This is a genomic window from Paraburkholderia sp. BGA-UO-ETr-F12 (genome assembly GCF_059567945.1).
On the sequence record NZ_JCAQOZ010000051.1, the window covers coordinates 317,098 to 335,418 of the forward strand.

Consider the following 18,321-nt stretch of genomic DNA (forward strand, 5'->3'; position numbering starts at 1 on the left):
TAAAGGGATCCTCATGGACGCTTCCACCATCCTCGCCGACCTAGGCATCGCCCACGCGGCGCAAGCCGGCGACATCGCGGTTCACTCGCCGATTACCGGCGAACTCATCGGCCGTGTGGCCAGCAATACGGTGGCGGAAGTCGACGCGGCCCTCGCCCAGGCGAAAGAGGCCTACACAGCCTGGCGCAACGTCCCGGCGCCGCGCCGCGGTGAACTGGTGCGCCTGCTCGGCAACCGTCTGCGTGAAAAGAAGCAGGCGCTCGGCAGCATCATCACGCTCGAAACCGGCAAGATCCTGCAGGAAGGCTTGGGCGAGGTGCAGGAAATGATCGACATCTGCGACTTCGCGGTCGGCCTGTCGCGCCAGTTGTACGGTCTGACGATCGCCTCGGAACGCCCGGGCCATCGCATGGCCGAGACGTGGCATCCAATGGGCACATGCGTCGTTATCTCGGCGTTCAACTTCCCGGCGGCGGTATGGTCGTGGAATGCGGCGCTGGCGCTGGTGTGCGGCAACGCAGTGATCTGGAAGCCGTCGGAAAAGACGCCGTTGACCGCACTCGCCGTCAACCAGATTCTCAGCGAAGCACTGAAGGAATTCGGCGATGCGCCGGCCGGCCTGACCGCGCTGATCAACGGTGGCCGCGACGTGGGCGCGAAGCTGGTGGCGGACCCGCGTGCGTCGATTGTCAGCGCGACGGGCAGCACGGAAATGGGCCGCACGGTCGGTGTCGAAGTGGCGAAGCGCTTTGGCCGCTCGCTGCTCGAACTCGGTGGCAACAACGCGGGTATCGTCACGCAAACGGCGGATCACGAGCTCGCCATGCGTGGCATCCTGTTCTCGGCAGTGGGTACGGCGGGGCAGCGTTGCACGTCGCTGCGGCGCCTGTTCGTGCATGAGAGCGTGTACGACAAAACCATCGAGCGTCTGAAGCAGTTGTACAGCAAGGTGCCGATCGGCAACCCGCTCGAAAAGGGCACGCTGATGGGGCCGCTGATCGACAAGCAATCGTACGCTCGCATGCAGGAAGCGCTGCAGCAGGCCACGGCCGAAGGCGGCAAGGTGTTTGGCGGCGAGCGCGTCGAGGTGAAGGGCTATGAAGGCGGTTACTACGTGCGTCCGGCCATCGTCGAAATGCCCTCGCAAACGGCGGTGGTGCTCAAGGAAACCTTCGCCCCGATTCTCTACGTGCTGCGCTATTCGGATTTCGCCGATGCGGTCGAAGCGAACAATGCGGCGGTGCACGGATTGTCGTCGTGCGTGTTCACGACCGATCTGCGCGAAGCCGAACGCTTCCTGTCCGACTCGGGCAGCGACTGCGGTATCGCGAACGTGAACATCGGCCCGAGCGGTGCGGAAATCGGCGGCGCGTTCGGTGGCGAAAAGGAAACGGGCGGCGGTCGCGAGTCGGGTTCGGACGCGTGGAAGGCGTATATGCGCCGCGCGACCAACACGGTCAACTATTCGTCGGCGTTGCCGCTCGCTCAGGGCATCGATTTCAATATCGGCTGATAACGCGGCTGCGCTACTCGTGGAGTAAGACGTGAGTTCCAAAGTCGTGATCGTCGGCGGTGGGGTGATCGGCAGTTCGATTGCGTATTTTCTGCGGCTGGCCGATCCGTCGGTCAGTGTCACGGTGATCGAACGCGATCCGACTTACGCGCGTTCGTCGTCGGCACTATCGGCGGCGTCCATTCGCCAGCAGTTCTCCACGCCGCTTTCCATTCAGATGTCGCTGTTTGGCATCGAGTTTCTGCGCTCGATCGGCGAGCGGCTCGAGATCGACGGCGCGAAGCCGTCGATCGATCTGCATGAAGGCGGCTATCTGTTTCTCGCCACGGCCGCCGGCGAAGCGACGCTGCGAGAGAATCACGCGCTGCAAACGAGTTTAGGCGCCGATATCAGCCTGCTCGCTAAAGACGCGTTGCAAGCGCGCTTTCCCTGGCTCAACACCGAAGACCTCGTTGCCGGCTGTTACGGCGAAAGCGGTGAGGGCTGGTTCGACGGTTATGGCCTCGTCCAGGCGCTGCGCAAGAAAGCGCAGGCGCTCGGTGCACGCTATATCGCCGCCGACGTCGCCGCACTGCATCGCGACGGCCAGCATGTCACGCAGGTTCAAACCACCAATGGCGAGGCCTACCCCTGCGACTTCGTCGTGAATGCCGCGGGCGCATGGTCGCGCAAAGTGGCGCAGATGGCGGGCATCGACCTTCCGGTGTTCGCGCGGCGCCGCAGTATTTTCAATGTCCGATCCCCCGCGCGGCTCGACCATTGTCCTTTGCTGATCGATCCGAGCGGGGTGTATTTCCGGCCCGAGGGCACGTCGTTTATTTGCGGCACGTCGCCGTCGGCAGATAACGATCCCGACGATTTGCCGCTCGATGAGGTCGACCACGCACTCTTCGACGACGTGATCTGGCCGACGCTCGCGCATCGCGTGCCGCAATTCGAAGCGCTGCGGGTGCAGAACTGCTGGTCCGGCTACTACGAATACAACGTACTCGATCAGAACGCGATCATCGGCTTCCATCCGGATGTCGATAACTGCATTTTTGCCAATGGTTTTAGCGGGCACGGCTTGCAGCAGGGCCCGGCAACCGGCCGCGGCATTAGCGAATTGATTCTGCATGGCCGCTACACGACGCTCGATCTGAGCTCGCTGAGTTTCACCCGCGTGCTCGAAAACCGCCCGATCGTGGAGAAGAACGTGGTTTAAAGGGCAGGGCCGAGGGTGTTCGAGGTGATGCGAAAAACGCAATAGGTAGTGCGTAGATATCGTTTGCCGCCCATCCGGACGATGCCCACAATCGACGCCGATCTTCCTTCAAAAAGATAAACGGCCCGTCACCATGTTCACCTTCAATCCCGCATTCGAAGCGCCAACCGGTTCGCCGATCCGCGAGTTGTTCAAGTATCTGGCGCAGCCCGGCATGATTTCGTTTGCCGGCGGTTATCCGGCGAGCGATCTGTTCGACCGCGAAGGTCTCGATGCGGCCGCGGCGCGTGCGTCGCAGCAGCCTGCGCTGTGCCTGCAATACGGTCCGACGGATGGCCTCGCCATCCTCAAGGAGCAACTCGCCCATTTGATGACGCGGCGCGGTACGCCTTGCACCCCGCAGGAATTGCTCGTCACGACCGGTTCGCAGCAAGGCTTCGATCTGTTGCTGCGCGTGATGGTGGCGCCGGGCGACGTGGTGCTGGTCGAACAGCCGGCGTATCCGGCGACCTTGCAGGCGTTGAAGCTGCAAGCGGCCGACGTGGTAACCGTGCCGGTCAATCAGGACGGGCTCGATGTCGCCGCGCTCGCCGAAGTGCTCGAGGCGGGCACATTGGCGCGGCCGCCGAAGCTGCTCTACACCGTTCCGACCTTTGCGAATCCAACCGGCGCGACGTTGTCGCTCGAGCGTCGCATGGCGTTGTTGAAGCTGGCGGCGCGTCACCATTTCCTGATCGTCGAAGACGATCCCTATGGCGACCTGCGTTTCAGCGGCACGGCTTTGCCGTCGCTGCTGGCGTTGAGCGATCAGGTACCGGGTTCACGCGACTGGGTTGTGCATTTTTCGAGTCTTTCCAAAATCGTCGCACCGGGTTTGCGGGTCGGCTGGATGGTCGCGCATGCGGAAATCTTGCGCCGCTGTCTGGTCGCCAAGCAAACCGTCGATCTATGCAGCTCGCCGTGGACCCAGGCGATTGCCGCCGAATACCTGGCCAGCGGCGCGTTGGAGCGCCATTTGCCGCGGATCGTCGACGCCTACGCCGTGAAGTGCCGCACGCTGTGCGATGCGCTCGACCAGCAACTAGGCGATGCGATCGCGTTTCATCGTCCCGCTGGCGGCATGTTCGTGTGGGCGCGATTGACGGGTGGCCAGAATGCGTCCGACACGTTGCGGGCGTGTATCGAGCGCAACGTCATGTTCGTGCCGGGTGTTGCCTTCTATAAAGACAATATCGATCTGGCGGCACTGCGCCTGTCATTTGCCGCGCCCGGCATCGCCGAAATCGAAACCGGCGTGCAGAGAATGAAGCAGGCGCTCGCACTCGTTTGATGACGGCTAAGGCGACTAACGCGACTAACGCGGTATTGGTTGAAAAGCAGTAAGCACAATGCCTGAAATAACCCGGCGAGCACGCGATGCTCAGCCGGGTTTTTTATGTCGACGCTAAATATTCGCGATTTAGCATAGACCGGTCGATCCGGTAAAGCAGCCTTATGTCACGCGCGACCGGACGCCTCCCGCTGCCCCCGCTCAAGGCCGCAGGTCGATGTGCTGCGGCCGTTGTACGCCGTTAGCTTCTTTGCATGCCGTTTTAACTCAAACGATTGTTTCGATTGCGATGCGTCTTCTAATGGGTTAATCCCGCCGGCTCCGTATTTCCGTCAAACTCCTGAAACATGGCTGATTGTTAAATGGAGCGTGACACTGGTTTTTAACGATAAATATCGGTTATCATCGTTGGCCTTCGGCGAATGATTTCGATGAATTAATTCATCGGCGTCCACGTTAATACCGTCGCATCGAACCAGAAAAAATCAGATGAAGATGTCGCGTAAAAAGATTGCAATCCTGGTAGCCGGTCTTCTGGTCGTGGCCGGCGTGGTCATTCAGGCGGTGTGGCGTCCATTCGCGCATCGTAAAGTCGCCGAGAACAGCGAAATCGTGCTCGATATTCATCACCCGGATGCGGTGATCGACAGCGAAGCGCTCTCGCGTTTGCCGCGCGACATTCTGCGGGTGCCGCTGTTGCACGACGTGCTGACCCAGGACTTCGTCGACTATTACGAATCGAATGACACGCGGCTGTCCACGGAGGGCGCGCTGCGGCGGCTCGCATTCGAACATCAACTGGACTGGCGTGATGAACTGATCCGCCGCGTATTCGACGAACCGGCGCACGTGCTGCTATGGCGCTCGCCGGACGGCCGCCTCGGTTACTGGGTGATGTCGATACGCCGCAATGGTCTGGCGAAGCTGGTGCAAGGGTTCGGCAATGTTGCCGCGAGCGATTCGCAGTTGAGTCAGGTGGCCAGGCTTTCCGGTGACGTTCCGGTCTACGCGTTGAAGCTGGCGGTGGGCCGCACGATTCTCTTCGCAACGAAAGACGACCGCCTCGTGGTGATATCCGCCCCCGGCGTGCTGCTCGACCCGAAAGGCGGCTTGCTGGGCGAGCGGGCGGATGCTGTGTCAGAGATGCTTTCGTCCGGCCGCGACGATGCGGCGAGCACCTATCGACTCGACGCCTCCGGCGACGCGCCGAAGGGGCACCGGCTGGTGGTGTCGGCGAATTATTTGTCGTTTGGCTATCAGGCGTTGTTCTCCGGCATCGACGCGCTGCGTTTCGATTTCTCGACCAACGGCAATGCCGCGGCGAACTGGCAGACTTCCGCGCTGATCGAGCCGGGCAAGTTGCCCCAGGAGTGGAATAGCGCCGACTTGTGGCGCGCGTTGCCGGCTAATCCGGCGGCGTGCACGAGCTTGCCGGCCGACTGGAAAGAGGCTTCGGGCCTGTTGGGCAAGGTGGCCGACGTCGGCGCGCAGGGCGCTGCCGCGATCGGCGATCAGCTCACCGGTCCCGCGGCCGTCTGCTGGTACGCGAAGTCGGCGCTGGTCGCACCGGTGTTCGTCGCGCGCGTGAAGACACAGGACGCGGCGAGCAGCGCAGCGCTGAAGGCGTCGCTCGGCAAGACCTTTGGCGATGTGATCGGCGCGTACGAGGCGAAGGCTGCCCAATCCGGTGACGCCGGTTCGGGCTATCGCCGTCTGCCGGTCACGCAGCACGACCAGGGCGCGGGCGTCACGGTCTGGCAACGGCCGGTCAGTGCGCGCTCGGGTACGGCTTTGTCCAGCAAGGCGTCGTTCGCATCGCAATTGTCGGCGGAGCGTTATTTCCCGGTGACACTCGCTTTGGCGCACGGTTACCTGATCTTCTCCCCCGATTCACGTCTGGTCGACGACACGCTCGCCGTGCTCGACAAGCGCTATCCGGCGCTCGCGGACATGCTCGCGCCGCAACGTCTGCCGCGCACGATTCTGACGCTGACGCCTTCGTCCGCGGCCGCGTTGATCGAGCGCGAAGCGGGCGCGGCGCTGCCGGCGGATCAGGAGGCGGTGTTCCGCAATGCATCGCGCACGCATCTCGTGCCGAAGCTGCATGCGCTCGCCCACTACCCGCCGGTTTCGTTGACGCTGCCGCAGAACCTGCCGGGTTCGACGGGCTGGGTTCCGGTTGAGTGGTGGTTCGATCGAGCGCAGGCGGGTGCGGGTGGTGCTGCGGACGCCCGTGCGGCTGATGCGCCTGCTGATCAACCCGGCACTGAGGGCGATTGAATGCGCCGCCTTCACGTCGGTGACGTGGCATCCGCGACGGATGCGTGCGTAGTGGCGCAAGCGCCTGCCGCGCATGCAATCGCGCACGTGCACGGCTCGCGGGCCGCCGCGCGCCGTGCGTGGCTCGCACGCGTGGCGTCGGCGCTCGTCATGGCGAGCCTTTCGCCCTATGCAACCGCTCTCACCAGCAGCACCGCGTCGCCCGACCCCGACGCGCTTTCGCCGCAGCAATCCGCCGCGTTTCGCGCCTGGTTCACGCGTATCGTCGACCAGCAAATGCGCCGCGGTCCCACGCCGCGCTGGACTCAACGCGATTGCGCGGGGCTGGTGCGGTTTGCCGTCGGCGAAACACTCAAGCCGCATGACAGTAAATGGCTGCGCGCCAACGGCATGACCAGTCTCGCGGACGCCAGCAGCATGCCGCCCGAACTGCAACTGTCCGCATCGCAACGCACAATCGCCAATCGCTGGACCCGGGTCGACGGTTCCACCGGCGCGTACGCGTCGGCGATCGCGCTGATTCAACGCAACAGCCGGTTTGTTTCGAAGGACGTGAATCAGGCGCTGCCCGGCGACCTGCTGTTTTTCGACCAGGGCGACGACCAGCATCTGATGATCTGGTTGGATCGCTACATCGCTTATCACACAGGCACCGTTACGCCGACCGATACCGGTCTGCGCGCCGTGGCCGTCTCCGACCTGATGCAATGGAAAGATTCCCGCTGGCAGCCGCTCGACGGCAATCCGAATTTCGTTGGCGTGTTTCGTTTGGACTTTCTGACACCATGACCCGAATGCAATCCGTCACTGCGTCGCGCGCCTGGCTCGGCAACTTACAACGTCGCGCGGGCGTGGCGCTGGTCGCGCTTTTTGCGGCCATGACACTTGTCATCGCACCGGCGGCCCATGCCGACGACGATGCTTCGAGCACCGCCGCCGATACCAATATCGCCGCGAATCCGACGCTGCAAACAGCGCCGCCAAGCAACTTCGCTTCGCAGAAGGTCGATGGACAACCGTTCTTCCTGCTCTCGGATGCGAGCTTCGGCAGCGATCAGTTGGCACAGGTGCGGCTTGAGGCGCCCGGCCGCGAGTTTAAGGACGCATTGCAGGCGTACGGCGGCGCGGACATCGTCGTATATCGCGTGCCGAAGCCGTTGGACTTTCTGAAGGCGCAGAAGAATCTGCATCGTCTGAACGTCGCGCCGAATTATCAGGGCGAAGGTCTGGCGAATACGCTGGCTTACCTGTGGGACCGCTGGTTCACCGAAGCACGCCGCGCCTGGCAGCGCGTGCTCTCGTTCGCGACACGCAGCAAGGCGACCCAGGCCGAGCCGCAATTCAAGCTCGGTGAGGAGACCGGCAAGCAGACACAATTCCGTCAGAACTCGCAGTTCGCGCCGCTGAAAGGCTATGACATGGTCGCGCGCTTTCGCTATCCGATCTGGGACGCGAAGGTGATCGAGCCGCCGAAGGGCGTCAATCTCGAGGGCAGCAGCAGTAACTTTATTGAAGCAAGTTCGGGCAACGTAATGATTCCGGTCGGCAAGCTGCCGCCTGGGCTTTACATCGTCGAGGCGGTGATCGGCAACTATCGCGCGCATACCTTGCTGTTCGTGTCGGACACGGTCGCGGTCGTAAAAGCGGCGTCGAGCGGCATGCTAGTTTGGACCGCACGGCGAGATAACGGCAAGCCGGTGCCGAACACCGACGTGAGCTGGACCGATGGCGTCGGCGTGCTGCAAAGCGGCGCGACCGGTAACGACGGCGCGCTAATGCTGCAACACGTGAGCCCCGAGCGCAGCTACGTGCTCGGCACCGATCCGCAAGGCGGCGTGTTCGTCTCGGAGAATTTCTATTACGACAGCGAGATCTACAACACCAAGATCTACGCAGTGACCGACCGCCCGATGTACCGGCCGGGCGACGCGGTGCATGTGAAGTTCATCGGCCGCACGTTCCAGAACGCAACGCAATCCACCGCGCCTGCCGAGGCCGATATCAAGCTCGACGTGCTCGACCCGAACGGTTCGCCGGTGGCCAGCAGCAAGACGCATTTTGCTTCCGACACGGGGGCGGATGTGTCCTTCACGCTGCCCGCCGATGCCACCGCGGGCGGCTATACGCTGCGCTTCGACTACAACGGCGATGTCTACGGCAGCGCATTTCGCGTCGCCGAATATGTGAAGCCGCATTTCGACGTCAACCTGTCGATGGAGAAAGCCGACTATGCGACGGGCGAGCAACTGAAGGGCAAGATCCAGTTGCGCTATCCGGACGGCAAACCCGTGCGCGACAGCAAGGTGTCCGTCACGCTGCGGGCGCAGAAAGTGACGATCGTCGACGGTGAACTGCGCTATGCCGGATTGTTCCCGGTCAAACTGGAACAGCAGGAACTCACGACCGATAGCGACGGCAATGCGAGCCTCACGCTGCCCGCCGCCAAGGAACCAAGCCGTTATGCGTTGACGCTGTTCGCGCAGGACGGCGCTGCCTATAAGGTGCGTGTCACGCGTGAAGTGCTGATCGCGCGCGGCGCGACGCCTTATCGTCTGTCGACGGCCAAGTCTTTCTCGCAGCCGAAGGAAGCGGTCAATTTCGATCTGCAAGCGCTGGGTACGATCGATCCGGCGTCGCATGCGCCGGCCAAATGGGAATGGACGCGCCTCGAATCGCAGACACACGGCGAAGGCGTACTCAAAGGCGCGACGGCAGGCGGCAAGTTGTCGTTCCCGGTGCAATTCGATGAACCGGGCTCGTACACGCTGTCCGTCAAGGACGACACGGGCAATCTGCTCGCGGCCACGAGCCATTGGGTGGCGGGTGATGGTCTGAAGGCGATTCCGGGCAGCGTCGAGATCGTGTTCGATCGCGATAAGTACAGGATCGGCGATACCGCCGAAGCACTGATTACCTTCCCGATGCCGGTCAACGATGCACTCCTGACGCTCGAGCGCGACAACGTCGAACACCGTGCGTTGCTGACAGCGGGCGGCGACTGGTTGCAACTGCAACGCGTGGCGCCCTCGCAATGGAAGGCGCGTATCAAGGTCGGCGAAGAATTCGCACCGAACATGACGTTCTCGGTGCTGTACGTGCATGCCGGCGAATACGTGTTCCAGAACGCGGGCATCGTGGTCGCGCAACCGCAGATCGAACTGAACGTGAAGAGCGACAAGCCGGTGTACGGTCCGGGCGATACGGTCACGCTCAATTTCGACAGCACGCTGAACGGCAAACCGGAAGCAGCGAACCTGACGGTGAGCGTGGTCGATGAAATGGTCTACGTATTGCAGCCGGAAATCGCGCCGAATATCGTCGACTTTTTCTATCATCCGCGCCGTAACAACGTGCGGACCTCGTCGAGCCTGTCGTTCATTACGTACGACCTGGCGCGCTCGCCGTTGAAGGGCGCGCCGGGCGGCCCGCAGCGCGCGAACTACAACGAGCGCGGCGTGAAGGTGCTCGAACGGCCGCGTCGTGACGATCAGGACACGGCAGCGTGGGAAGGCACGCTGAAGACCGACGCGAACGGTCACGCGACCATGACGTTCAGGATGCCGGACTCGCTCGCCCGCTGGCGCGTTACCGTGCGCGCGGCGGCGCCGGACGGCATGGTCGGCCAACGCACCGCTTACGTGCGTTCGGATAAGGCGCTGTATCTCAAGTGGAGCGGACCGTCGCATTTCCGCGTCAACGATCAGCCGGCCATCGACATGATCGCCTTCAATCAGACCGACGCGGACGTGGACGCCGAGTGGGTGGTCAACGGCGGCGGACTCTCGTTGAACCAGAAGGTCACGCTCAAGCGCGGCGCCAACTATCTGCGTCTGCCTACAGGGGCGTTGAAGGCCGGTTTGGTTGACGCGAGCTTGCGTCGTGCGGGTAAGGATGTCGATCGCTTGCAGACCACTATCGTGCTCGACGCGAGCGGCTGGCTCGATCTGCATCAGAACACGGTGGCGCTCGACGGTTCGAACAAGCCACTCAATTTGCCGCCGGATGCACAGGACGTCAGCGTGCGTTTCATCGGTAGTGCAGCGAGCCAGTTCGCGCGCGTCGCCGACGATCTGATCAACTATCCGTACGGTTGCGCCGAGCAGACCTCGAGCCGCCTGATTCCTTTGGCGCTTGCTCACGATGCGATTGGCCGTGGCGACAATGCAAGCTCGACGCAGGGGCTCGAAGCGCTCTTGCGCAATCAGCGTCAACGTCTGGCGATGCTGGCGGGTGTCGGCGGCACGTTCGGCTGGTGGGGCGATACGACCGGCGGCAGTGCGCTGATTACCGCTTACGCGTACTACGCGGACTGGCTCGCGAGCCGCAGCCTCGGCATTACGCTGCCTGCCGACAACTGGCAGCACGCAATGGACGTCTATCGCGACGCCGGCGCCAAAGAGCCGCTGTTGCATCGCGCGCTGGCGCTGTGGTTCATGCAGCAGATGGGCCTGCCGGTCGCCACGCCGGTTTCGGGCGTCGCGGCGGATTTGACGAGCGATGCAGCGGCTACCGGCAAAGCGCCGTTGGCTAACGTCACCTATGGCGCGTCGGACAGCATCGTGTTCGCCCAGGCCGATTCGCCGCGCGGCAAGCAGATGGCGACGTTGCTGATCGCCAACCTGGCGCGCGGCTCGAATGCTCAGCTGCCCGATGGCTTCGAGGCCGCGGCGAGCGCCGCGCGTACGGCTCTCGCGAACGATCCTGCGCCGCTCGTGCAGAGCCTGCTTTACATGACCGGCGGCGACGGCGGCGCGGCGATCGATGCGTCGGCCTTGCTCGCGAAGAGCAGCGCCGATTACCCGACGCTCGATCGCGCGTTGACCTTGCTGTGGGTGCGTAAAGCGCTCGGCGGCGACACGGCGCAGGCTTCACTGCCGTCGCTGCAAGGCGCGGGCTGGACACGCGCGGTGACGTCGACCGGCACGCCCCTCTGGAAGTGGAATGGCGCGGCACTGCCCACCACGCTCGATGTGGGCGGCGCGCGCACCGATGTGAACGCACTGGTTTCGTTCCGCAGCCATACGAGCGAGGACAGTCGCCTGAACATCACGGTCGAACGCCGTTTCTACAAGCTCGAACCGCTCGAAGTGAAGGTCGATCCGAAGAAGGGAGACGCCGCGAGTCAAATGGGCCGCTCGGCATTTACCGCGCGTCTGGTGAAGTCAGGCGATGCGATCGACAGCAATGCGCTGTACGTCGACGAAGTGACGCTCACGCCGCGCTCGGGCAACGCGTACCACTACGGTTTGCTCGACGTGCCGCTGCCGCCGGGTGGCGATGTCGAGGCGACTAGCTGGGGCGTGTCGATCGACGGATTGCCGGGCGCAAAGGACGGCGCCAGCGGTCCGCAGCCGTTCGCGCGTGCTGCGTCGTATGAGATGGGTGAGCTGGCTTATCACCAGCCGGTGCCCTTGCTCGATCGTCCGGTGACGCTGCGGCAACTGGTTCGCTTCGCGTTGCCGGGCACGTTCGCGTTGCCGCCGGCTCGCTACTTCCGCATGTATCAGCCGGACGCCAAGGCGTTCGAAGGCGGCAAGAGCGATCGCGTGACAAGCCTGCGTATTCAGTAAGCGAGACCACCATGTTCTCCGCTCTTCGGCATTCGCGCGATCGTCTGGCAGTTACGCTGCGGGTTGCGCTCGTGGTGGGAGCGGGGTGCGTTTTTAGTGGTGCGAGTGCGGCTGCGGTCGCGGCTGCGGCGAGTACATTGCCGTCCGTGTCGCCGACCGCCTCCGCTGCGCAAATGCTGCGCTTTGCCTGGTTGCGCGACGGTCAATCGCAGCTTTGGCAATTCAACGCCGCTGCCGCCACGACTGCCGCCGCGGACGGTCTCACGCCGCAGTCCGCACGTCCGTTGCCGGCGACGCTGGAAACGCCGCTTGGCAGCGTGTGGAAGCTGTTCGTCTATGGTTATCTGGTCGATCGCAATATCGCCACGCCGGACTACGTCTGCAACGGCGGCGATCCTGAAGAAGTGTATTGCTGCATGACAGGCGGTCACGTCGACCGTGAACATGCGCTGGTGCAATCGTGCGGACGTTTTTTCGAACCCGCGCGCCTGCAACTCGATCCGGCCGATTGGCGCAAGTACTGGACGGCCGCGCATGCACCCGTCTGGCTGCGCGACCTCCACGCGATGACACCCACCCGTCGCGTGCCGGTGACCGAGCTGCTCGCCGCATTGCAGGCGATGCCGTCACGGCCACGCGAAGCGGCGTCAAGCACGCTGGTGTCGGTGCTGACCAGCGGACGCGGTGAGGGCACCGTGTCGCTCTACGGCAGCGTGTTGCGCGCCAAGACCTGGACCATGCCGGACCCGGCGCGGCCCGGTGCTTCGATCGGTGGTGCGGCAGGCTGGCTCGCCGATGGCACGCCGGTGTGGCTGGGCGGCGCCGGCGGCAGCGCACGGGCGCTGGCGGCCGCCGCGCCGCGCATCGCTCCGTTGTTCACGCAAATCGCCGTGCCCGACGACAACGCGTGCGTGCTGGTCGACTTCTTCAGCCGTTATCCGATTCGTGAGGTGCTCGGCGATAAAGGGCCGGCAGCGGTGCCCGAGGGTCCGTTGCGCGGCGATTTCCGGGTCGGCTTCGTCAACGGCAACTGGGCGCGGGTGGAAAGCCAGGGCGAACTGCGGCTCGATCGCGACGCTGCCGGTGCGCCGCAGATAGTGGGCCGCTTCGGCATGAACGACTACGTCGCGCGGGTGGTCGAGCGGGAAGGCGACACGAGCCAGCCGGAAGCGGCGAAGGCTTTGGCGGTGGCGGCGCGCTCCTACGTCGTGCAACATGGCAATCACGACCACGGCTGCTTCCGTATCGACGACAGCAGCAGCACGCAGCGCGTCCTGCCGCGCGTGCCGACCGCTGCGGCGCGCCGTGCAGCCGATCTGACCGACGCGCTGGTGCTCACCGGCGTGCCGGTTCAGTATCACCACGACAAGGCCGCCCCCGGTCAGATGAGCTGGCTTGCCGCGAAGGCGTCCGCGCAAACCGGTCTCACTTTCGACGCGATTCTGTCGCGCACCTGGCCGCAAGCAACCTTGACGTCGTTCGAGAGTCCGCTGTCCGGTGATTGCATCCAGGTGGCGGGGGCCCAGCAATGGTTGCAGCGCAACGCGCCGTTGTGGGCACGGCGCATGGACGGCGCAGCCGGTTACGAGACCCCCGATCTGCCCGCGGTGTGCGAGGTGCGTGAAGGACGGCCCTATGCGGACGCGCAGCGCAATCGCGTGTACGTATATCGTCTGCAGACCGAAGAGGACCGTATCGCGCTGACGCATGAATATATTCACCTCGCGTTCCAGCATCATCCGCGCGGCCTCGATGAAGCGTTTGTCGAACGTACCGCTCGCACGCTGATCCGTACGGACAATCCCATTCAATGAATACCCTCTCGCGCTCGCTTTCCGCTAAGTTCCGCGCGCTTCCTGTGATGCGCCACGTTCGAGTTCCCGCGACTGTTGCCTTGGTCTCGGCTGTGCTGGCGGCGAGTATGGCGACCAATGTGCAAGCTGCCGGCGCCGACGGTAATGGCGGTGCGCTCGCCGATCTCACCGGCGCATTCGGCGGTTGGCGCCACAGCGGATTGACGAACGAAGGCGAGCACTTCGTCGCGGCCTATCCCCGGCCGCCGGTCGACCGTGGTGCGCAACGCTACCGCACGCTGATCGAAGGGCGCCTGAAGCACATCGACAAACACGCGCGCAAGCCGCCCACATTGGTCGTCAACGGCAACCCGACGCCGCTCTATACCGACGACGAAGGCGCATTCGCGCGCCCGTGGGCATTCGGGGCGGGTTCGAACAGCATCGAATTGATTTCCGCCGACGGCAAACAGCACCAGCGTATGCAGTTCTACGAAGCCGATCACAGCAAGCCGCAGGCGAAATTGCGCGCGATCGTCACGTGGGACGACCCGAAAGCGCAGGTGGATTTGCACGTGATCACGCCGGGCGGCCTGCATGCGTTCTTCGCCAATCCCACGCTCGAAGACGGCAGCGGCTTCGACGTCGATTCGGTGGACGGTGCGGGGCCAGGCATATTTTCATCGGCGGCGCCCGAGCATGGTACGTGGCTGTTCTTTCTGAACTACTGGGGCAATTTCGATTCGACCGGCTACAACTTCGACGCCGCCGCGCACGAGCGCGACGTGATTACCGCGACGTTGACGCTGGTTTTCAATGAAAACACGCCGAACGAGCGGCGTGAAACAATGGTCGTGCCGCTGCGCAAGATCGGCGATCTGCAGCTCGTGAAAAGCGAGCGACTCTGAGGGCGGGATGGGAGCAGTGACGATGAAGGTCAAGACAACGGGTTGGGCGAAGGCTGGCTGGATGATGCTTGTCGTCGCCTGTTTGCAGGTTGCGACGGTAGCGCACGCGAGCGATATCGACTTCGGCGCGCCGTTGAACGGCTGGCGCAACACGAGCGGCGACACCGAGCGTTATACGCAGGACGTGCATTATCCGGCCGTGACGGTGACGACGCCGGAAGGCCAGTCGAAGTTCGCGCTGATCGAAGGGCAGATCCGTAACACGCCGAAGAAGAAGGGCACCACGGTGGGCACGCTGGTGGTGAACGGTACGCCGTTGCCGCAGCGTATCGAGGAAGACGGCAAGTTCTCGCGGCCTTACGCGTTTCCGTCCGGCAGCAATGGCGTTGAGCTGCGAGCGCCGGATGGTTCACGCAAGCGCGTGCAGTTTTACGACGCGTACAGCGGTAAAACCCAACCGAAATTGCGCGTGGTGCTCGCATGGGACACCGATGGCACCGACCTGGACTTGCATGTGGTCTCCCCGGACGGCGTGCACACCTGGTACGGCGACCGTGTTGCGCCGAATGGCGGCTCGCTCGACGTGGACGTGACGACCGGCTATGGGCCGGAGATCTACTCGTCGGCGGCGCCGTTGAAGGGCACCTATCTGGTGTACGTGAATTATTACGGCAATGGGAATAGCGGCAGCGATATGACCGTCGCGCAGGTGACGATCATCACGAACGAGAATACGCCCAATGAGAAGAGCGAAACGATTCGGGTGCCGATGCGTAAGCCAGGCGAGCTGACGCTCGTGAAGACGTTTGTGATGCCCTAGGCGAATGCTGGGCGATATGCACGGCATGCGCTTGCCGTGCATGGCGCACGACAAGCGCAACCGCTTGCTTAACGGTCGAGGAACGACTTCAGGCGATCTGCGCGGCTCGGATGCATCAGCTTACGCATGGCCTTGCTTTCGATCTGGCGAATCCGCTCGCGCGTGACGTCGAACTGCTTGCCGACTTCTTCGAGCGTGTGGTCCGACTTCGTGTTGATGCCGTAGCGCATGCGTAGCACCTTCGCTTCGCGCGGCGACAGCGAGTCGAGCGCGTCGTCGATGGCGGCGCGCAAGTCGGCCTGCATCGCTGCATCAGCCGGCGAAGATGCTGCCGAATCTTCGATCATGTCGCCGAGCGTGGCGTCGCCGTCGTCACCCACCGGCGTTTCCATCGACACCGGCTGCTTGGCGATCTTCAGAATGCCGCGCACTTTCTCTTCCGACAGTTCCATGCGCTCCGCCAGCACCGAAGGATGGGCTTCCTGACCGGTCTGTTGCAGGATCTCGCGCGAAATGCGGTTGAGCTTGTTGATCGTTTCGATCATGTGCACCGGCACGCGGATCGTGCGAGCCTGATCGGCGAGTGAACGCGTCACGGCCTGACGAACCCACCAGGTGGCATACGTCGAGAACTTCCAGCCACGGCGGTATTCGAACTTGTCCACGGCCTTCATCAAACCGATGTTGCCTTCCTGGATCAGATCGAGGAACAGCATGCCGCGGTTGACGTACTTCTTTGCGATCGAGATCACGAGACGCAGATTCGCCTCGATCATCTCGCTCTTGGCCTTGCGCATCTTCGACTCGGCGGCAACCATCTGACGGTTGATCTCTTTCAGATGCTTGAGCGGCAGCGAAACGGTTGCCTCGATGTCGATCAGCTTCTGCTGTTCCGACTGGATGGCCGGCAGATGACGCTCCAGCGCCGCGCCGAACGACGACGAGCCGCGTGCGGCACGCTCGGTCCAGCCGAGATCGGCTTCGTGACCCTTGAACGATTCGATGAACTGCTCGCGCGGCATGCCGCTCTTCGTCACGACGATTTGCATGATGTTGCGTTCGATCGCGCGAACCTGGGCGACCTGGCTTTGCACGTCGCCGCACAGGCGGTCGATCGTGCGAGCCGTAAAGCGAATCTTCGCGAGGTGCTGCTGGATCTCTTCGCGGGCGCGCAGGTAAGCCTTCGAGCTGACGTCGCCGCGCGTGTGCGAGGCGTTCATCTGATCGGACAGGATGCCGACCTGGGCGAAGATCTCGAGGCAATCGCTCGTGAGTTGCTTCAGACGTGCTTCGTCTGCTGCCGAGGAGTCGGCCGGGCCGGCGTCGTCGTCTTCTTCGTCATCGCTGTCGACATCGTCGGTCGCATCGGCGTCGACGTCCGCTGCGGCGTCCGCAGTGGTGTCTTCCGCAGCGGCGGTGTCTTCATTCAGACCGTCGACCAGTTCGTCGATCCGCAGTTCGCCGTCCGCGACCTGTTGGGCGCTCGCCAGAATGGCGGAGATCGCGAGCGGGCAAGCGGCAATCGCCTGCACCATTTCGTGCAGACCGTCTTCAATGCGCTTCGCAATCGCGATTTCGCCCGCGCGGGTCAGCAGCTCGGTTGCGCCCATTTCGCGCATATACATGCGCACGGGGTCGGTCGTACGGCCGAACTCGGAATCGACGGTCGACAACGCGACTTCGGTTTCCTCATCTGCCTGATCGTCCGACACCACGGCGGGGGCGTTCGAGTTGAGCAGCAGCGTTTCCGCATCCGGAGCCTGCTCGTAGACCTGCACGCCCATGTCGTTGAAGGCGCTGACGATGCTGTCGATCGCTGCGGTTTGCGCGAAGTTGTCGGGCAGGTGGTCGTTGATCTGCGCGTGGGTCAGGTAGCCTTGCTCCTTGCCCAGCTGGATCAGTGCGCGCATCTGGCGCTGACGCTCTTCAGCCTGTTGCGGCGGCAGTTCGGCCGCTACGGGGATCGCTTTGCCAGCGCCTTTGCCCTTGGCTGTACGGCCAGCGGGCGCTTTTGGGGTGTATCCGGCAGTTTCGTGTTGCGAATCTTCGCGATCAAAAGGGTTCACGTATTCTCCTCTAGAGGCTTCGCTATGAGACGCAAGACGCTACCGTCAGGCGTTTCGAGCATGGCTCAACATCACCTGAGTGACTCAACGCGGTTGTTTGGCTGTGCTCTGGGGAGCAAAAAAGATGAGCCCGCACTAAGCGGGCCGATAGAAATGTGCGAAATTCGCGCGGCTCGCATTATATACGACCTTGCGCCTTCGCGCTCATTGTGCGTACACCTTTTGTCATGCGCTCTTGCCGCAGGCCTGTTCGCGTGCCATTGGTCGCTGGGCGGATGCTCGTCATAGGCGGCGCGCCGACGGACAGCCTTCCTACTATAGATGAAGTCGCGCGCCCTCACATGGTGTCTACACATTTTGCTACCTCGCTATATATAGGGGCGCCGTGGAAGGATGCAAGTTCTGGCGTCGATTCGTACTTACCCAAAAGAAAATTCGCAGAAGGGGGTTGACGGCGGGGCAGTCGATCTCCATAATCTCGTTTCTCTGCTGCTGATGCAGCGACGCAGAACGAAGCGGTACCGGTGGTTGCGCAGGTGGGCAACGCGGTGCGGATTCGGTAGTGAATGCGGACTCGATCTTTAAAAATTAACAGCCGATAAGTGTGGGCGCTTGATGCGCGACGCGCGGTGGACTCCCCGGAGTCTGCCGGAAGCGAAAGTATCAAGTCTCACACGAGTATTAAAGGAAGGTTTTCCTGCTGGTGTGGATTCACACCGGCAGGTTAATCATTCGTCAGTACGTTGAGTGAGCGACCGGTTTCGAAAGAGACCGAAAAACAGTAACAGGTTTGAACTGAAGAGTTTGATCCTGGCTCAGATTGAACGCTGGCGGCAT

Annotated in this window: 10 protein-coding genes; 9 read left to right on the forward strand and 1 reads right to left on the reverse strand. The window is 62.9% G+C overall.

What is annotated here, in order from left to right; genetic code table 11:
- Window positions 1-13 precede the first annotated feature (13 nt).
- From amaB to AC57B6_RS23510, 9 genes are all read left to right on the forward strand, one after another.
- Window positions 14-1,513, forward strand: a complete 1,500-nt coding sequence (gene amaB, locus AC57B6_RS23470; RefSeq protein ID WP_106352148.1) for an L-piperidine-6-carboxylate dehydrogenase — start codon at window positions 14-16, stop codon at window positions 1,511-1,513.
- 31 nt (window positions 1,514-1,544) lie between these two features.
- Window positions 1,545-2,717 carry an NAD(P)/FAD-dependent oxidoreductase gene (locus tag AC57B6_RS23475; protein WP_496422191.1) on the forward strand — a complete coding sequence of 391 codons (1,173 nt, stop codon included), beginning with the start codon at window positions 1,545-1,547 and terminating at the stop codon, window positions 2,715-2,717.
- Window positions 2,718-2,850: 133 nt separating this feature from the next.
- Window positions 2,851-4,047, forward strand: coding sequence for an aminotransferase-like domain-containing protein (locus tag AC57B6_RS23480; protein ID WP_496422192.1), 1,197 nt, complete (start codon window positions 2,851-2,853; stop codon window positions 4,045-4,047).
- A 489-nt stretch (window positions 4,048-4,536) separates the two neighbouring features.
- On the forward strand, window positions 4,537-6,327 hold the full coding sequence (locus AC57B6_RS23485; RefSeq protein WP_496422193.1) for a DUF2138 domain-containing protein: 1,791 nt from the start codon (window positions 4,537-4,539) through the stop codon (window positions 6,325-6,327).
- The gene (locus AC57B6_RS23490; protein WP_496422194.1) at window positions 6,328-7,116 is read left to right on the forward strand and encodes a DUF1175 domain-containing protein; all 789 of its coding nucleotides are present in this window, start codon (window positions 6,328-6,330) and stop codon (window positions 7,114-7,116) included.
- Complete coding sequence (locus AC57B6_RS23495) at window positions 7,113-11,897, forward strand: alpha-2-macroglobulin family protein (protein ID WP_496422195.1); 4,785 nt, start codon at window positions 7,113-7,115, stop codon at window positions 11,895-11,897. The genes AC57B6_RS23490 and AC57B6_RS23495 overlap by 4 nt, the downstream gene beginning before the upstream one ends.
- 11 nt (window positions 11,898-11,908) lie before the next feature.
- Window positions 11,909-13,711 (forward strand): DUF2300 domain-containing protein, encoded by a 1,803-nt coding sequence (locus AC57B6_RS23500; RefSeq protein WP_496422196.1) that lies wholly within the window; start codon window positions 11,909-11,911, stop codon window positions 13,709-13,711.
- A gap of 107 nt (window positions 13,712-13,818) precedes the next feature.
- Window positions 13,819-14,598, forward strand: a complete 780-nt coding sequence (locus tag AC57B6_RS23505; protein ID WP_144192983.1) for a YfaP family protein — start codon at window positions 13,819-13,821, stop codon at window positions 14,596-14,598.
- Window positions 14,599-14,620: 22 nt separating this feature from the next.
- Window positions 14,621-15,418: a YfaP family protein gene (locus AC57B6_RS23510; protein WP_025647986.1), complete on the forward strand. Its 798-nt coding sequence runs from the start codon at window positions 14,621-14,623 to the stop codon at window positions 15,416-15,418.
- Window positions 15,419-15,486: 68 nt separating this feature from the next.
- Here AC57B6_RS23510 and rpoD read toward each other — a convergent pair whose 3' ends face one another.
- Complete coding sequence (rpoD, locus tag AC57B6_RS23515; RefSeq protein ID WP_025647988.1) at window positions 15,487-17,484, reverse strand: RNA polymerase sigma factor RpoD; 1,998 nt, start codon at window positions 17,482-17,484, stop codon at window positions 15,487-15,489.
- Between the last annotated feature and the right edge of the window lie 837 nt (window positions 17,485-18,321).

Coding starts and splice junctions, on each gene's coding strand:
- amaB (WP_106352148.1), top strand. CDS start 14: ATGGACGCTTCCACCATCCTCGCCGACCTAGGCATCGCCCACGCGGCG.
- AC57B6_RS23480 (WP_496422192.1), top strand. CDS start 2,851: ATGTTCACCTTCAATCCCGCATTCGAAGCGCCAACCGGTTCGCCGATC.
- AC57B6_RS23485 (WP_496422193.1), top strand. CDS start 4,537: ATGAAGATGTCGCGTAAAAAGATTGCAATCCTGGTAGCCGGTCTTCTG.
- AC57B6_RS23490 (WP_496422194.1), top strand. CDS start 6,328: ATGCGCCGCCTTCACGTCGGTGACGTGGCATCCGCGACGGATGCGTGC.
- AC57B6_RS23495 (WP_496422195.1), top strand. CDS start 7,113: ATGACCCGAATGCAATCCGTCACTGCGTCGCGCGCCTGGCTCGGCAAC.
- AC57B6_RS23500 (WP_496422196.1), top strand. CDS start 11,909: ATGTTCTCCGCTCTTCGGCATTCGCGCGATCGTCTGGCAGTTACGCTG.
- AC57B6_RS23505 (WP_144192983.1), top strand. CDS start 13,819: ATGGCGACCAATGTGCAAGCTGCCGGCGCCGACGGTAATGGCGGTGCG.
- AC57B6_RS23510 (WP_025647986.1), top strand. CDS start 14,621: ATGAAGGTCAAGACAACGGGTTGGGCGAAGGCTGGCTGGATGATGCTT.